The following is a 15,029-nucleotide window of genomic DNA, read 5'->3' as shown; positions in this document are numbered from 1 at the left end:
TAGGAATATTGTGCAAAGCACTTCTATTCAGGTAAAAGATCTTACAAAATCACGAAAGAAGCCCACTACCATAAAAGGAGTGAATTTCACCGTGGAGCAAGGCACAAATGGTGCCCTGCCGAGCAGCAATGGTACGGGCAAGACAACGATAGTCAAACTACTTAAACGCAGATTTTCTCGGAAAGGCGGTACATTATGGCAAGCAGAACATTAATACAGGGACACGTCGAGGACGGTTGGGGGAAGGTTGCCGATGTCTTCCGTGCGAACTTTGAAGGGAACCCCGGCGAGATCGGAGCGGCGTGCAGCGTCTACGTTGGAGGTCGCCCCGTCGTCGATCTGTGGGGTGGCCTCGCAGATCGCGAGGCGAACCGGACGTGGGACAAGGATACCATCGTCGCCGTCGCATCCACGACCAAAGGCGCGGCCGCGATCTGCGCGCATTTGCTGGTGCAGCGCGGCTTGCTCGATCTGGACGCTCCGGTGGTCAAATACTGGCCCGAGTTCGGCGCTGCCGGTAAGGAACAGATCACGGTGCGCTGGCTGCTTTCACACCAGGCCGGCCTGCCATTCATCGATGGACCGCTGACGTTCGAGGAAGCCTGCGAGTGGCATCCAGTCATCCGGGCCCTGGAGGCGCAGAAGCCGCTGTGGAAGCCGGGCGCCGAGCACGTCTACCACGCCGCGACTTTCGGGTTCCTGGTCGGGGAGGTCGTGCGCCGGATCGCCGGCAAATCGCTTGGCACCTTCTTCGCCGACGAGGTCGCGGCCCCGCTTGGGTTGAATGCATGGATCGGGCTGCCCGAGGAGCAAGAGGGAAAGGTGGCGCGGGTCGAGTACGCTGCTCCGTTCACGTTGGAGGAGATGATCGATGGGATGACCGAGAACTTCGGCCTCGATAGGGAGACGGTCGTCGCCTGGGTGAACTCCATGTGGGGCCCGGACTCCGTACAAACCCGCGCCGGCCTCCTCGGAGGCGCGATGGACCCCAGCACCGGTTATATGAACACGCGTGCCTGGCGCGCTGCTGAGTTCCCCTGTTGCAACATGTACGCTGACGCTCGATCTCTGGCACGGATGTACGCGGCCACGGTGAGCGAGGTTGATGGCGTGCGGCTGCTCGATCCGGCGACGGTCGAGAGGATGACCGTCGTCCAGACTGACAAGACGCGGATGAACGGGCTTCCGGCGGGACTCAATCTTCCGGCTGAGCGCTCCTTCTACATGTCGCTCGGGTTCTGGCGGTCCTGTCCGCCGATGCCCATGGTAGGGCCAGCCTCATTCGGGCATCCCGGCTCCGGCGGATCGATTGCCTTCGGCGACCCCGATGCTGGCGTTGGCTTCAGCTACATCATGAATCTGTGGTCATTCCGCATTGGCGAACCACGGGCGTCGGACCTGGCTGCGGCGGTCGTGGCCTGCCTGGGATAACAGATACTGCACGTGACCGACTTCATTCCCCGGGTTCCTTTTTCGGGAGGGAGGACCCCACGAACAGGTGAAAGGATGGGGAATTGAAAAGCGGTGAACGTCTGCGTGCCCATCGCGACCTGGTACCGAGAGCACTTAAAGAGGCACTGCGCTCCTACGCGCCAGTCAAACTCATGGTGCGCTGGGTTGTGACCGAGACGACGATTGGCGATCAGCGCAGAGAAGCTGGTTAGGTACTCTTTGCCTGGATCGCCTCGGCCAATCGGGATGAGGCCCAGTTCCCCGATGCCGATCAGTTCATGATCGAGCGTGTGCCCAATCGGCACCTGGGCTTCGGATGCGGCATCCACTTCTGTCTGAGTGCTCCCCTGACGCGTTTGGAGGCGAAGATTGCGCTGAACGCGCTGCTCGACCGCCTGCATGACTCCTGGCACGTGCCCGATGTGCCACTGTCTATGCTCAAGAGCATATCCGCTTTTGGGGTAAAGACGTTGCCCTTAACTTGGGAGAAGGAGTAGAACGGGCATTCTGGCTCGCAGATCCCTCTCCTATGAGTGGGAGGAGCCCTCCCAAGCGCTCCTCCCACTCAAGAGCTTCATCTCATCACCGCTCTCTCTCAAAACCATGAAGAGCCGGCTTCTGCCCGCCTCTGGACTCTTTTAAAGGCTTAGCGTTGTAAATTTCTCGCGCGGGCCTAATAGGCCCATATGTGCACCCATAATACGCACAAACGCGGCTTGCCAATTGATGTGCCGAAAGCAAGCCATCACGTTCGACCACATTGCGCTTGCCGTGGACCCACTTGGGTTCAATCGGGTTGAGCCAGGGGCTTTGCTTAGGCAACAAGAAGGGCAAAATCCGTACACCGCTTTCCGAGGCTTTGACGTGCTGATTGTGCTCTCTGATCCAAGTGCGTACCATCTTGCTCACATGCCAGGACGCATTATCCCAGATCAGCAGCCAATGGTGTTTGCCTTGCTGGGCCAAACGCTGGCAGCACCAGTCGAGAAACTGAAGCGTGGTGCCGCTGACAGGACGCCCCGTGACAAAACGCAACCACATCTGATCGCGCACCGGTTCTTCTGCGGTGCCTTCTTGCCAGAGGACGCCATAGCAAGCCAGTGCTTTGGGATCGAGGTCACCTTTTTTCCAGGATTGCTCGACGAGGCGTATCGGGTGCTCGGGATCTTGCCAGGCGTGAAAGCGCGGCAGGGCAAATCGACTCCACCAGACCTCATCAAGGAAGCCAATCGCCCAATCCGACCGGGGGTGAGCGTATGCGATCAAACGGTCACGAGCCTTTTTTTTCGCACATACTCCGGATCGGGGTAGGGTAGCCGGCCAGCGAAGGTGGCATTGCTGCTCCTTTTTCTGACCGGCCCCCTCCAAACCCGGCGTGCGCGCTTTCCACGCACCGGGCTTTCCAGCATCATCAGGTGTCTCCTGTCCGTGAACGTGATACCTTGCTGCGTCTGTGTGGGCGTCCATGTTGAATGTCCATATGGCAGGTATGGCAGAGGATGAGCGTTTTCCTCTGGCGGGCGGCCATGATTTGAACCCATTGCGGTTTCTCTCGACCATCGTACTTTTCCAGGTCTTTGAGGGCTCGGATGTGGTGAACCTCGATCTTCGAGGTCATGCGGGTGGCCCCGCATTGTTCACACACCTGGCCCAGGAGCCGCTGTTCGAGTTCTGACCGCTTCCAGTGATATCGCTCTATCTTGTCCTCTATGGGTGTAGTGACGTCCCAGGTGAGCGGGATGCCTCCCCAGGTGGCTACCAGTGGTTTCTTCCCTTCACGTGGGACCACAGCTTGTAGTCCCTTGTATTTCTTTCCGTTGACATCCAGTTCTGCCTGGTATTTTTGATAGACCTTGCGAACAGATATCTTGTGTTTGTGCGCTAACGTCTTTGTCAGCGAGTCCTCCATGACCCATTTGAGTTTTTGGAGTGTGTGAAGGTTGTAGGCCATTCGGTAGTAGTTCACCAACCCCCGATATTCAAGCTGATACGTTGCGATGATGGTGTAGTCGCTCTCGTTGAGCAGTTCTGCTCGGTGGATCGGTTTGCCCTTTCGCGTGTATCTCTGGCATTTGTCTTCGACAACCTTTCGCGGGACTTTTAAGCCGATTCCTCCATTGATACTTCGGCGTTTGTGTCCGCGCGTTCGAGTTTGCTTCGTGTCGCTTTGCAACGTGACGATTTCGTAATTCAGAAATTTGGCAGCGCTGTCCCGTGTGTGGGTGATCAACGTCTTTTCTTCCGAGAGATTCAGCTTGAGTTCTTCAAGCAGGAATGTTCGGAGACGCTGTTTGATGGCTTCTGCTTCATCCTTTGGCCCGATAAAGGCTAACGCGAAATCGTCGGCGTATCTGCAATACCTCAGTCGTCGGTAATCGGGGTCTTGAGGGTCTTGTGAGGGGAGTTTCTGAGCCTGTTGTTTTACTTTTTGAGCAGCCTCCTTCTGCCCGTTCTTTCTCAGGCGGTAGGCGCGGTGCATCAGGTTTTTGTATTCCCGATGCTCTCTTCTTTTCTCCCCTTTGTTGTATTGTGGCATGAGTTCTGCTTCTACGAACCTGTCCAATTTTGAGAGCAGGATATTGGAAAGGATCGGGCTGAGGATCGAACCTTGCGGTGTACCGCTAAGAGTTTTATTCAGTTTCCAGTCCTCCACGTATCCTGCGTCGAGCAATTTCTTGACGAGATTGAGGAACCGTCCGTCCTGGATGTGCTCAGCGAGTGCTGAGATGATGAGGCTATGGTCCAGGGAGCCGAAGCAATCGGCTATGTCTCCCTCGATGATCCAGGTGCAGCCTCTCCAGGTGTAGTAGATTTCTCGCAAGGCTGTGTGACATCCCCATTCTTCGCGAAAGCCATGAGAGTGCTCGCTGAATGTCTCCTCAAAGTAGGCATTGAGGATCATTCGCATAACCTCAGCCAGGAGCTTGTCGCTCCAAACAGGCACGCCGAGCGGCCTCTTTTTCTTCCCTGTTTTCTTGGGATGTAGGTTCGTCGTGCTGGTTGCCATTGGTATCGTTCCTGCCTTAGTGCAGTAATGATGGTGTCAAAGGTTCCCAGTGATGTGCCATCAGCCGTTTCTTCTGTCACGCCGGGCGTCATCGAACCGGCGTTGCGATAGATACGACCGTACGCGCTCAGATACAGATTCGTGTTGTAGAGTTGCCGATAGACGCGGTGGAGTGGCAAGCCCTGCTTGCCTCGTTCACGGAGAAGTCCTAAAAGCTTTTCGGTTCCCTGCATTTCGCATACCTCCATGCTTGAGGAACTTCCTGATACCTTCCCTCTGCGTGGGTATCTTTCACGCACTCTGGCCTGCCTTCGCAGGCTGCCCCTTCATTCTTCTTCAAGCGTCATTGCTCTTTGAACCTTTACTATGGGGGTTCCGTCGCCATGCGTCTCGTGACGTGTAGGCGATCCCGCTTTTGCGCATATGAAACGTGTAGTGTGTTTAGGTGCCTGTTTGTTCCTTATCGGGTTCACTACCCGCCACACATCGAAGAGAGATTTGCCGCAACACCAGCCCGGTTGCGGTTTTTCGATGTCGTCATCTTAGACATGGTTTGACGGATGTGGATGTACATCATGCAGGAACTTAGGTTTAGCAATTGGCCAGCTTCACCTCTCCTCCTTGCGGAGTTTCATGCACACAGGACTTGCGGATCTACGGAATACATGCCTTCTTCCATCTTCCGCTTTTTGAGCATGCTCTTGTCCACCTTTGCCTTTCGGCTCCGGGTAAGCTCTTGTCCTAGAGGTCTTTACTCTCTTCCTCTTCCGTATCATACGGAGATTTCATATGCACCGACGCGGCGCACACTCGTGATCCAGTGCTTGGCCCGTTTCCAACTGACACCTAACCGCTTGAGCGCGCGGCGAACACTGGCACCAGTGGTCGGGGCAGCTACAAGTCCTTGCGAAAAACACATCTGTGCTGCCAGTGGTAAGGACCAAAGATTGCGTTGGATGCCGAAGTCGCGAGGGCTGCGATGGAGGAGATCCCGCAAAGCGGGCAGGTTCTCGTCGGGAATGCTGGTACGTAGCCGATGGGGCCGGCAAGACGTCTTTTTGAGCACGTCGAGTCCTTGCTCGTTGAAGCCTTTGATGACATTGCGAACCGTCTGGTCGTCGCAGCCCAGGTGCTGCGCAATTGCGATGGCTCGCGTTCCACGAGCTGAAGCCAGAAGGATCTGGCAGCGGCGTAGCACAAAGGCCGAGCAGGAGCGTAATCCTGCCTCGATGTGAGCTCGCTCGCTTTCGGTCAGTGGTCGAATGAAAATAGGTTGCATGCCTTTTCATATCGGCAACTTTCCTACTTTCTTTTGCACGATTGCACTAGGGAGCCTGAAGACTCCTGCCATTAGATCATGAATCGAGGAAATTCTTCCTTCTCTTCCCCTAGCTCTTTTCCTAGAAAAGAGCTAGACTTAAAGCTGAGTACCAAAACCACCTTTCAGCTAACGAGCTAGCTGAAAGGTGGATGACGGTCACACAATTTGACCGGGTGGGGTTTATTTGCACCTCACGCATTGCGAGCGGCATCGTTGCAAACGCGCCGTTTCAGCGAGCACGAAAAAGCAGATGTAGGGAAGTTGCAAGGCACAGCACGTTCAACACACTCCGGGAAGGGGCAACATCATGGCACAGCTTCCGCAGTACTTGGCAGGACACCGAGATACCTATATGGGCATCGCAAGTGCGCTCGCTGAGGGAAAGCTGCCCCAGGTCGACGGCTACAACCTCCTGCGTCCTGTCTTCCGAGGGCTGACGGGCGACCCTGCATTCGTCGCCTGGCTCAACGAGCAGGTCGAGAGCCTCAGCGGCGGTCAATACCACCTGGCCGAGAGTTCGGTTCGCCCCAAGTCATTGGGGATGGCCATGAACCTCGACCTCACGGGGCCGAACGGAACCAAGAGGCTGCGGATGGGGCCGTACAACCCCGGCTTCCGCTGGGACGAGTGAGAGAACAGCTCAACTTTCCACACTGAGCGAGGGTCGGTCGGAACATGCCTGCATGGCAATCCGGCCGGCCCTCGCCGCGTAATGGGAGATTGGCCCTCCTCGCTCGTATTTGTTGACGCAAATCCTTCAATGTATCTGGTTGCAAAAAGTTGTGGCGCACCCATAGGTTGAGGTAGCTCTAAGATAAGTCATATTTTAGGAAATAGCGTATCAGACTGACTGACATGATGCTAGATCTTTCAACAAGCTGATGAGAAGAGAATGGCTCTTGAGTATTCTGGTCTATTCATACTCAAGAGCCAATTACCTGTGATTATTTATGAAAGAACTTCTCGACGAGAAAAAGCATCTGACCCGCCTTGGATTCAGCACTTCCCACATACCGTTGGTGCATCAGTTGGTTTTGGCGATTCCGCTCCTCCAGGGACATTGCCTTGCGCCTTCGCTTGACGAAAAAAAGGACCAACAAGCCAAGGCCTGGCACAAGTAACGCGCCGAAAATTGCCGCATTCCCGTCGTATAGCGGGATCAGGCTGCCAACAAGAGCACCAATGAGAAGTCCTAACAGAATAGTCGCAGCTTCGATGTATTTCATAGACGCTCCAACGTCTCTCTGTACGGAGAACACTGCATCGGTCTCTTTTCGCCTTACCAGATCCTGATGAAGATACGCATCACAGAGAGAGAACAAGAGATTAAAGAGCGTGGTGAAGGTTGGTGGTGCGTCTTCCAGAATCAGCAGCATTTCTTCGGCGTATCGGTTACGCCAACGCGTGGGATACCAGCGAATCAGGCACCTAGCACAGCGCTGGGAAAAGGTCGATTTCGTGTCGCGCATACGGATCTCTCCACTCTTTTCAGTTCTTTAGGCGGGGGCAAGCCGTTGCAACCCGGTTGCTACGACCTTACTCAGTGTGGCAAGTTGTTGCTGAAGGACCGCTCTCCCTTCCCCTGTCAGACGGTAGGGGCGACGACGCTCAATCACTTCCAAGGCCTCGATCCAGCCCTGCTTCTCCAGACGGGCAATCGCTCCGTAGAGCGTCCCTACTTCTAGACGCGTGCCAGAGAATTGCTCAATATCCTGAATCATAGCATAGCCATGTTTGGGTCCACTCGCCAAACTGGAAAGAATTAGCAAAGAGGGATCGGAGAACCGTCCCAGATCTGAAAGCGAGTTGGAGGTAATACGCATGAGAAGCTCCTCATCTTTACTTCGCATTACTTAGTACGTATAAGTATATAGTATAACGAAGTAGAATGTTTGTCAATAGAGGAAACCAACGTCAAGGTGCGCCCCATCCTTGTTCAATGGGATAAATCCGGCCCTTGAGTATGAACGGACTGGATTCAGGTCAATAGAGGCTCTAAATCCTTGTCAAAACACGAGAGAAGCAATGAGAAGAAGCAAATGAGAACAAAAATACGCTATTTCCTAAAATATGACTTATCTTAGAGCTACCTCTACCCCAGGCGCTGATAGACTTTGAGCAAGATCATTAACCCAAATTTTTGGGCTGGCCCACGAGCAGTGGTGGCAACAAATGCGATATCCGTTGGAGTCGGAGTATAGAGCGTCCGCAGTTCCTTGACGGAAGGGGCGCGGGTGAACCGAGGGTAAGCAGTTCGCTCAATTGAGGTCATAGCAACACAATCCTTCAACCCACACAGATTCTTCTCGCAACCAACGAGAGCGGTGGGTCCTGTGCCTATCCTAAAGGGAGAAGCAAAGCACGCGCAATGGAAGGGGTGCCGCAGTGGGAGAAACGTCACGAGAGGGCCGAAGTTGTCTAGGGGAAAACGGCCGTTATGGCATAGACAGGGCCGGCCCGGTTTCGGCTCATTCTCGACGTTTCTCCTACTTCTGCGCCTCTTCCATTGTGTGTGCTTCACTTCTCCCTTTCTTCGTGTGATGCAACAACAACACCCAGCGCTCCTTCCTGCTTTTTCGTCAGAGGAAGGAGCGCTGGGTCAATGAGATGGAAGATGAGGTTCAATACGGGAGCTTGCCTCTTCTGGACAGCTCAGATGGAGGTGTCATCGCAGACGCTTGCCAATGGGTGTCTGGATGAGGCGTGTGACGAGTTGTGGCTGTGGCTTGAGCCCGCCGCAAGAGATGATGAAAGTGAGTTCGACCCCAGAAGGACGGCATGGAAATGCCTTCCCACCGCGCAAGACGTTCCAGAAGGGGAAATGGAGGGTCGATGAAACGTGCGCCCGGAGCAGGTGGGTAGGTTTGCCGAAACAGCCCAACCGGATCAAGCCCATAGACACGACAAAATGAGACATACAAGGTTGCGGTGCAGGCATCGCAACTAGGATCATAGGGACGTCGCACGGTGAACGGGCGCGCCGAGAAGAAGCCCTTCTGCTCCAGATCATGAAGGAGTTGCCCTTCATCATAGGCAGGTTTGATCCCGTCATGAAAGCGAACGCCACCAAGGAGTTTGCGTTTGATCTCCACCTGGTAGTGTCCCGTTGGCAGCCAACGGCTATTGATGAGCACATCCTCGTCGATCTGGACCAACTGCGCCTTTCGCCCAGATTCCTCAACCAGATAGAGAATCGTTCTCATGCTCGTCCTCCTTGCTGACGAGCGGCCACTTCCGTCGCTCGAAGCACGATGCCTGCCACGAGTTGAGGCAGGCGAAAAAGCAACCCATTAAGCAGCACTTCATTGGGATTGAAGCTATTCCTGATCCCGAAGCAAAAGTACCCAGGAGAGACTCGCTCACGTCCATACGGGCTGGTCGCACCAGGACGATGTGCTTCTCCATCGTAGTCCATGTCTACCGCTCCCAGGTAGTGATTATTGACGACGAGCCCCATTTCTTCCAGCAAGGATGCCTGTGGACCATAGCCAATGAGGGTGTACAGTTCATCGCAGGTAATCTCCTGCTTCGAGCCATCCTCACAGCGGAGGCAAGGTGGTATGAGCGTTCCCCAGTTCCAATGTGAAAGCTGATAGTGCCCCGTAGCTGCCTGCTCTACGCCGGGTGGATCAGGGACAACATCTGCACAGTTTGTAGCCCGGCAGACCCCCCACCATCCCTTTTTGGGCCAGGTGTCTCAGCCACTTTCACCTGTTGCTCGTAACGACGCCTCAAACGCAGGTTCCTCGCGTTAGCATAGGGCACAGGACTGGTCGGTCAACCGCTGTGTGGCTCGCAGTAGCCGAACGTTTGTCCGCAGGCTTCAGACCCCAACGAGTGCCGCTCGTTGACGCCTGCTGTGTGGTCCTCGTCCCGTTGTCCAGGGACGGTTCCTTCTGGATGGAGCAATCTTTCACATCGTTAAAGGGCGCACCACAAAGTCAAGCTACTAGGAAGCTTTTGAACCCGAGATATCTTATCGCAAGGTGCTGTGTGGGCTAAATCTGTTCGAGATCAGGAGTAAGACGCCCAGCACAACCAGGGCAATAATGTAATACAAGACGCTAGAGAAGAAGTATGCCCCTGAATTATAGAAGAAGATGGGTTCTGCTAGAAGACCACTACCAAACACAAAGACAGTCACGCCAAGGGTGCTCAAGCCAATGGCTTTGACACTACGATAGTTGCCACGTGTGACCACGAATGCCAGTCCGGCGATAAAACCCAAAAGTAGAGTGGAAATGCACTCTGACACAATAAGGTTGAAATGGCCATTCAACAAATGAAACTGAGCTATATCCACGATCACGGGAACAAATGAGGCGACAATCGCAACCCAGGGACCATACTTTGTCGCCAGGAAGAGGATCAGAGCAAAAAAGGCAATTATGGTCCAATAGGAAGCAAAGGGATAATCGTAAAAAATCCAAAAAAATGCGGTAGCATGAATGGCAGCGTAGCTCGAAATTTCGAGGAAGCCACCAAGGGATGCTCCAACAACCATGGCAATAAGCTGTGTGCGGCTGAGTCCCCAGGCGCTAGATAGCGGCTTCTGCACTTGCGATGCCTGCGCGTTGGCATCACCAGAAGCTTGATTACGGATGCTATCGGGCAGAGAGGTCGCGGCGGGCGTCATTGGTGGGCTTTGGGTCGCCTGCTGCGGCTGCTGTGTTGACTGTGCGTAGGGTGTGGATGGAGTGTGTGTTGGCGTAGGCGACGCCACTTGCTCAAGCGGAGCAGGCACGTTAGGCTGGTAAACCGTCGATTGCAAGGCTGGTGCTGGCTGGATCGAGGGTGTGACAGGATAGGATGGCTCAACTGAGGGAGATGAGGAACGTCCCTGGCTGGCTTGCTCAAGAGCATTGGCGAATGCTTGAACACTCCCGAAGCGTTGCTTGGCCTCCTTCGCCAGCACGGTTGTCACGACCTGTTCCACCTCCGCTGGAACTGTGGGCAACTTCTCGCGCATGGGCGGCACAGTGGCGAACATGTGTTGCGTACATAGTTCCGTGAAGGAGCCGTTAAAGGGACGATCCCCTGTGAGCCATTCGTAAATGAGGATGCCAAGTGAATACTGATCGCTGGCGGGACGCGGCTTGCCCTGGATCTGCTCTGGTGACATATAGGCTACAGTGCCAATGACATCCTGTGTGTTCTGGTAGCGCGAACTCTGCGCGACCAGCGCGATCCCGAAATCGCTGAGGAGTACCTCGTCCTTGCGACCAAGCAGCATGTTCTCAGGCTTCACATCCCGGTGGATGACACGCTCGTCATGCGCGTACTGTAAGGCGGCAACCTGCTTGATGTAGGGCACAATAGTGGAGAGGGGGAGGCGCGTGCCGCGCGGGTGGCGCTGGCGGAGCGTGCCATGGGACGCATAGTCCACCACCAGGAACGGAACGTGTTCCACAATCCCAAAATCAAGGACACGCACGATGTTGGGGTGCACCAGATGCGCGATGAACTGCGCTTCTCGCCGAAAGCTCTCAATGTCATCCTCTCCCGAAAGCTGCGCGTGCAGGACTTTAATGGCGGCTGGCGTCTTGAGATAGATATGTTCGCCTTCATAGACTTCCGCGAAGCCGCCTCGTCCTACAAGCTGCTTGAGCGTATAGTTCCCTAGTTTCTGCCCTATGTAGTCTACCACTTTTACATCCTTTAAAATAAGGCAATAATCTCTTACATTCAGTTTCGCAAGCTCGAAAAACAGCGTCATCCAGGTACTAGATACTTATGACTCTTGCATGCTTACTAGCAAAGAACACATTCTAAGTACGCCCTTTCCGTATCTGGGGGTTGCCCACAGTTGGAACAGAAAGTCGGAATAGGAATCTAGCCCAAAAGAGCTACACGGCGTTCCTGGATGACCTAAAGCCGAGTGTAAATTTGCTCGCACGCATTGGGAGGAATTTCGCTCATTATGCGGGAGGTTCGGCCTCTTTGACGTAGCGACACAATGTCGCGCCAGCCCATGGCACGCGCAAATTTCCTCCCAATGCGCGCGAGCAAATTTACACAATACCCTACCTTGAAAAATGCGACGGGACACCTGTTAGCATTTTTCCTCCATCATCTAGCTGCTTGATTATACGGACAGGGTTGCCAGCCACAATCACATTGGGAGGTACATCGCGAGTAACGACACCTCGAAAGCCCACAATAGAGTTATCGCCAATCGTAACTCCTTTCAGGACGGCCGTCTGGCCCGCTAGCCAGACGTTGTTGCCAATAGTCACAGGCGCGCTACGCACTCTGGCATCAGGGTTAGTGCGACGGTCCCAGTCTATACTATGAAAATCGGTGTCCGCTACCACCGCCGAGCCTATAAGGCAATCACGACCCAGAGTAATGCCGCAAGCCGCCATCAGCCCAGCACCATTAAGGCGGGTATTATCCCCGATTTGAATGACCACACTGGAGCTATAGGTAATGAGCACATTTGGTTCCTTATGTGCCCAGGTATTTACATTGGCCCCAAAAATCACGCGTCCAGGCCCCTTGATCTGTAATCGACCATTCGATATAAAGCCCGGCCCAAATTGGACGCGCTTGCCCCACAACAAACGAAACTTGATTATCGTGCAGGCCGTCAAGATAGCAATAATCACAGGTTTACTGATATTTTTTATGAAATTCATGCAACTATCCTCAATGCTTTCTCTCTAAGACTATTGATAAGCATATCCATTTTTAGAGAGATGCACCACGTCTTTCTCGACACTGCCAGCAATGGCGCTTTTACCAGTGGCGGAAACGCCACTGGCGGAATGATGGTATCGAAAGGGGAGAAGAAATGCGATAATCAAGGGAGCATACCGCGTCCACAAGAGGGGCATAGACAAAATAATACCTAGAGAAGTAAGGAATAGATTATGAAGCAACTTCGTCCCATCCGTTTGCTGAGCTGGTTTTTCCTGCTTTGGCTAGGAGCAGTTATCATCTATTGGAACATCTGGGATTGGAAATTTACCACCGACTCTCTAGCCCTCCGCAGCCTTGTAAGCCTGCTTATACTCACTCATCTTGGCCTCTATTGGATCGCGTTTTCTGTGGAGATGAAGAGAGGTCACCAGTGGCTAACCTTGTGCATTCAGGCAGTACTTATCCTGGTGCTAACCCATATGACACGTCTAGCTCTCCTCACTCTTGTACTCTCACCCTTACTCTTCATCCTGGCTACTATCATGCTCAAACAGATCCGCGACATGCTCTTCTTCATAGGGAGCTACATATTTCTCATCTATCTCTTTATGCAAACACTTGGCCCACCGCGAGATTGGAGTGATATCTGGGGAGGTGGCTACGCGCCAGGGGTTGGCTTCCTGGGCCTGTTTTTTCTGCTCGCTCTGCTCTTCTATTTACAGCGGTCCCAGCAGGCTCATGAGCGCACGCTGATCCTTTTACGTGAACTCGATACTGCCCATGCCCGGTTATCTGCCTATGCTCTGCGTGTCGAAGAGCTAACAATGATCACCGAGCGCCAACGCATTGCACGAGATCTGCATGATACCCTCGTACAGGGGGTTGCAGGATTAGTAATGCAGTTGGATGTGGTACGCACACAACTCCAGCATCAGAAGACTGAGCAAGCACAAAGGCTTTTAGAGCAGGTTATCGATGCTGCCAACGATGCTCTAAACGATGCTCGCTGCGCCATTGGAGATCTACGCACTGGACACATTCGACCAGATGATCTGGTCGAGGTTATCCAGGAAGAAATCAGCCGCTTTACCGCCACAACAGCAATTCCCTGCCAGGCTGACATCGCAGCACTCTCTGCCACGCCCGCAACATGTTGCGAGCATGTGCTACGAACCATTTCCGAGGGGCTGACTAATGTGGCTCGTCATGCGGCTGCCCGCACAGTCTGGATAGAGGCAATGCAGTATAAAGAGACGTTAACTCTCGAGGTGCGCGACGATGGCATCGGCTTCGATTCAGATAAAATCAGTATACAGGATGGCCACTATGGCCTGATGGGCATGAGGGAGCGGGCAAAGCTGCTTGGAGGAAATTTGGAGCTGATCAGCAAGCAAGGCGCAGGAACCATCCTACGCTTCCACATCTCAGTTGGTTCTGCGCTAGAGGAAAAGGAGAAGGAGAAAGCATGCCTCAACATATTCGGGTCCTCATTGCCGACGACCATCTAATGGTGCGCAAAGGGCTAAGCCTGATGCTTGAAGAGAAAGGGGATGAAGGCATCGAACTGGTCGGAGATGCCGCTGATGGCGCTGCAGCGGTGGCTATGGTAGAACAGCTTCAGCCAGATGTTGTAGTGATGGATATTCGCATGCCGGGTCTGGGTGGTATCGCTGCGCTTAAGCGTATTCGTAGAGCATGGCCTCACATCGCGGTCCTGCTCTTGACCACCTATAACGAAGACGAATTGATTATTCAGGGGCTTCAGGCTGGTGCTTACGGCTACTTGCTTAAAGACATTACTTCGGATACTCTGCTTAACGCTATTCGCACGGCAGCACGAGGTGAAATGCTGGTACAGCCAGAGGTCATGGCGCGTATTCTCGCATATAAGACTTCGGCTTCCACGTCTCTATCCACGCCGCTATCCCAGTACCATCCAGAGTATATAGAATTAACCAGACGGGAGAAGCAGGTGCTGGTAGGGGTTGCACGTGGAGAGCGCAGTAAAGAAATTGGAGCGCGCCTGGGCATCACTGAGCGAACTGTGCGAGCCTATCTGACCAGCGTCTACACCAAATTAAATGTTGATTCGCGTGCATCGGCCGTTGCGGTCGCCATCGAGCATGGCATATTATCAAAGACGCCATAATATATTCCATTATTACTTTACCTCTCTCAGGCATAAATTCGCTCGGCTTTAGGTCATCCAGGAACGCTGAGTAGCTCTTTTTTGCTAGATTCCTATTCCGACTTTTTGTTCCAACAGTGGGCAAACCCCTGTATCTCTCGTGTGCATGTGAAACACGATCTGATTATCACTACCCTTAGAGCCTTAAGATAAGATCATTGAGTGCTTCGAGAGGCATATGCCTCCACATGTGTTTGCCTGAAGGCTGCTTTGCTTGCAGATACGATCCGCTCTGCTGGTCATGAATTTCTTCCCAGACAAAATCCATGACCGCAAAGGTGTCCATATCATGGTCACTATTTGGCCCAAAGCACCCAGCGGGAAGATATTCTACAAAGATGACATTTGCCGGATCGAAGGTGACAGGTTCTTCCTCGCCGTTATGGATGGTGACGAGAGGTGGCTGAAAGCTCTCCGTG

At 53.6% G+C, this 15,029-nt stretch carries 16 protein-coding genes and 1 pseudogene; 7 read left to right on the top strand and 10 right to left on the bottom strand.

The window, feature by feature from the left end; genetic code table 11:
• The first annotated feature begins 10 nt into the window (after positions 1 to 10).
• The 4 genes from K3T82_RS49705 (at position 11) to K3T82_RS32705 (ending at position 1,949) form a co-directional block, all read left to right on the top strand.
• A complete protein-coding gene (locus K3T82_RS49705; protein ID WP_220197726.1) occupies positions 11 to 214 on the top strand; it encodes an ATP-binding cassette domain-containing protein in 204 nt (67 codons plus the stop codon).
• Entirely contained in the window at positions 196 to 1,431 is a 1,236-nt protein-coding gene (locus K3T82_RS32715; protein WP_220197725.1) for a serine hydrolase domain-containing protein, read from the top strand. Before K3T82_RS49705 ends, K3T82_RS32715 begins: the two co-directional genes overlap by 19 nt.
• An 83-nt stretch (positions 1,432 to 1,514) precedes the next feature.
• Positions 1,515 to 1,664: a hypothetical protein gene (locus K3T82_RS32710; RefSeq protein WP_220197724.1), complete on the top strand. Its 150-nt coding sequence runs from the start codon at positions 1,515 to 1,517 to the stop codon at positions 1,662 to 1,664.
• A gap of 66 nt (positions 1,665 to 1,730) precedes the next feature.
• Entirely contained in the window at positions 1,731 to 1,949 is a 219-nt protein-coding gene (locus K3T82_RS32705; RefSeq protein WP_236031707.1) for a hypothetical protein, read from the top strand.
• Between the two features lie 85 nt (positions 1,950 to 2,034).
• On the opposite strand, the gene K3T82_RS32700 is transcribed toward K3T82_RS32705, so the two are convergent.
• The 3 genes and pseudogenes from K3T82_RS32700 to K3T82_RS32690 form a co-directional block, all read right to left on the bottom strand.
• The gene (locus K3T82_RS32700) at positions 2,035 to 2,919 is read right to left on the bottom strand and encodes a transposase (protein WP_236031705.1); all 885 of its coding nucleotides are present in this window, start codon (positions 2,917 to 2,919) and stop codon (positions 2,035 to 2,037) included.
• Positions 2,864 to 4,692, bottom strand: a pseudogene (locus K3T82_RS32695) (reverse transcriptase/maturase family protein). Before K3T82_RS32695 ends, K3T82_RS32700 begins: the two are co-directional and overlap by 56 nt.
• A gap of 539 nt (positions 4,693 to 5,231) precedes the next feature.
• The gene (locus K3T82_RS32690; protein ID WP_220197723.1) at positions 5,232 to 5,738 is read right to left on the bottom strand and encodes a helix-turn-helix domain-containing protein; all 507 of its coding nucleotides are present in this window, start codon (positions 5,736 to 5,738) and stop codon (positions 5,232 to 5,234) included.
• 349 nt (positions 5,739 to 6,087) lie between these two features.
• Here K3T82_RS32690 and K3T82_RS32685 point away from each other — a divergent pair, with 349 nt between their 5' ends.
• Positions 6,088 to 6,411, top strand: coding sequence for a hypothetical protein (locus K3T82_RS32685; RefSeq protein ID WP_220197722.1), 324 nt, complete (start codon positions 6,088 to 6,090; stop codon positions 6,409 to 6,411).
• 313 nt (positions 6,412 to 6,724) lie between these two features.
• On the opposite strand, the gene K3T82_RS48230 is transcribed toward K3T82_RS32685, so the two are convergent.
• From K3T82_RS48230 to K3T82_RS49300, 7 genes are all read right to left on the bottom strand, one after another.
• On the bottom strand, positions 6,725 to 7,249 hold the full coding sequence (locus K3T82_RS48230; RefSeq protein WP_236031702.1) for a hypothetical protein: 525 nt from the start codon (positions 7,247 to 7,249) through the stop codon (positions 6,725 to 6,727).
• A gap of 27 nt (positions 7,250 to 7,276) precedes the next feature.
• On the bottom strand, positions 7,277 to 7,603 hold the full coding sequence (locus K3T82_RS32675; RefSeq protein WP_220197721.1) for a PadR family transcriptional regulator: 327 nt from the start codon (positions 7,601 to 7,603) through the stop codon (positions 7,277 to 7,279).
• Positions 7,604 to 7,872: 269 nt separating this feature from the next.
• Positions 7,873 to 8,052 (bottom strand): DUF4158 domain-containing protein, encoded by a 180-nt coding sequence (locus K3T82_RS32670; protein WP_220197720.1) that lies wholly within the window; start codon positions 8,050 to 8,052, stop codon positions 7,873 to 7,875.
• A gap of 349 nt (positions 8,053 to 8,401) precedes the next feature.
• Positions 8,402 to 8,983, bottom strand: coding sequence for a hypothetical protein (locus K3T82_RS32665; RefSeq protein WP_220197719.1), 582 nt, complete (start codon positions 8,981 to 8,983; stop codon positions 8,402 to 8,404).
• Positions 8,980 to 9,195 (bottom strand): hypothetical protein, encoded by a 216-nt coding sequence (locus K3T82_RS32660; protein WP_220197718.1) that lies wholly within the window; start codon positions 9,193 to 9,195, stop codon positions 8,980 to 8,982. Before K3T82_RS32660 ends, K3T82_RS32665 begins: the two co-directional genes overlap by 4 nt.
• A 561-nt stretch (positions 9,196 to 9,756) precedes the next feature.
• Positions 9,757 to 11,427 (bottom strand): serine/threonine protein kinase, encoded by a 1,671-nt coding sequence (locus K3T82_RS32655; protein WP_220197717.1) that lies wholly within the window; start codon positions 11,425 to 11,427, stop codon positions 9,757 to 9,759.
• A 376-nt stretch (positions 11,428 to 11,803) separates the two neighbouring features.
• On the bottom strand, positions 11,804 to 12,418 hold the full coding sequence (locus tag K3T82_RS49300; protein ID WP_220197716.1) for an acyltransferase: 615 nt from the start codon (positions 12,416 to 12,418) through the stop codon (positions 11,804 to 11,806).
• A gap of 234 nt (positions 12,419 to 12,652) precedes the next feature.
• On the opposite strand from K3T82_RS49300, the gene K3T82_RS32645 reads away from it, so the two are divergent.
• Positions 12,653 to 13,930, top strand: a complete 1,278-nt coding sequence (locus K3T82_RS32645; protein WP_220197715.1) for a sensor histidine kinase — start codon at positions 12,653 to 12,655, stop codon at positions 13,928 to 13,930.
• Positions 13,888 to 14,571 (top strand): response regulator transcription factor, encoded by a 684-nt coding sequence (locus K3T82_RS32640; protein WP_220197714.1) that lies wholly within the window; start codon positions 13,888 to 13,890, stop codon positions 14,569 to 14,571. Before K3T82_RS32645 ends, K3T82_RS32640 begins: the two co-directional genes overlap by 43 nt.
• Positions 14,572 to 15,029: the final 458 nt, after the last annotated feature.

The organism is Ktedonospora formicarum (assembly GCF_016587355.1).
GTDB lineage: Bacteria > Chloroflexota > Ktedonobacteria > Ktedonobacterales > Ktedonobacteraceae > Ktedonobacter > Ktedonobacter formicarum.
The sequence above is the reverse complement of the archived record's forward strand: the minus strand, read 5'-3'. Positions and strand labels throughout refer to the sequence as shown.

Excerpts from the sequence above, each read along its gene's own strand:
- K3T82_RS32645 (WP_220197715.1), top strand. The coding sequence starts at position 12,653 with ATGAAGCAACTTCGTCCCATCCGTTTGCTGAGCTGGTTTTTCCTGCTT.
- K3T82_RS32700 (WP_236031705.1), bottom strand. The coding sequence starts at position 2,919 with ATGGACGCCCACACAGACGCAGCAAGGTATCACGTTCACGGACAGGAG.
- K3T82_RS32665 (WP_220197719.1), bottom strand. The coding sequence starts at position 8,983 with ATGAGAACGATTCTCTATCTGGTTGAGGAATCTGGGCGAAAGGCGCAG.
- K3T82_RS32660 (WP_220197718.1), bottom strand. The coding sequence starts at position 9,195 with ATGGACTACGATGGAGAAGCACATCGTCCTGGTGCGACCAGCCCGTAT.
- K3T82_RS48230 (WP_236031702.1), bottom strand. The coding sequence starts at position 7,249 with ATGCGCGACACGAAATCGACCTTTTCCCAGCGCTGTGCTAGGTGCCTG.
- K3T82_RS32705 (WP_236031707.1), top strand. The coding sequence starts at position 1,731 with ATGATCGAGCGTGTGCCCAATCGGCACCTGGGCTTCGGATGCGGCATC.
- K3T82_RS32690 (WP_220197723.1), bottom strand. The coding sequence starts at position 5,738 with ATGCAACCTATTTTCATTCGACCACTGACCGAAAGCGAGCGAGCTCAC.
- K3T82_RS32670 (WP_220197720.1), bottom strand. The coding sequence starts at position 8,052 with ATGACCTCAATTGAGCGAACTGCTTACCCTCGGTTCACCCGCGCCCCT.
- K3T82_RS32715 (WP_220197725.1), top strand. The coding sequence starts at position 196 with ATGGCAAGCAGAACATTAATACAGGGACACGTCGAGGACGGTTGGGGG.
- K3T82_RS32640 (WP_220197714.1), top strand. The coding sequence starts at position 13,888 with ATGCCTCAACATATTCGGGTCCTCATTGCCGACGACCATCTAATGGTG.
- K3T82_RS32675 (WP_220197721.1), bottom strand. The coding sequence starts at position 7,603 with ATGCGTATTACCTCCAACTCGCTTTCAGATCTGGGACGGTTCTCCGAT.
- K3T82_RS49300 (WP_220197716.1), bottom strand. The coding sequence starts at position 12,418 with ATGAATTTCATAAAAAATATCAGTAAACCTGTGATTATTGCTATCTTG.
- K3T82_RS32685 (WP_220197722.1), top strand. The coding sequence starts at position 6,088 with ATGGCACAGCTTCCGCAGTACTTGGCAGGACACCGAGATACCTATATG.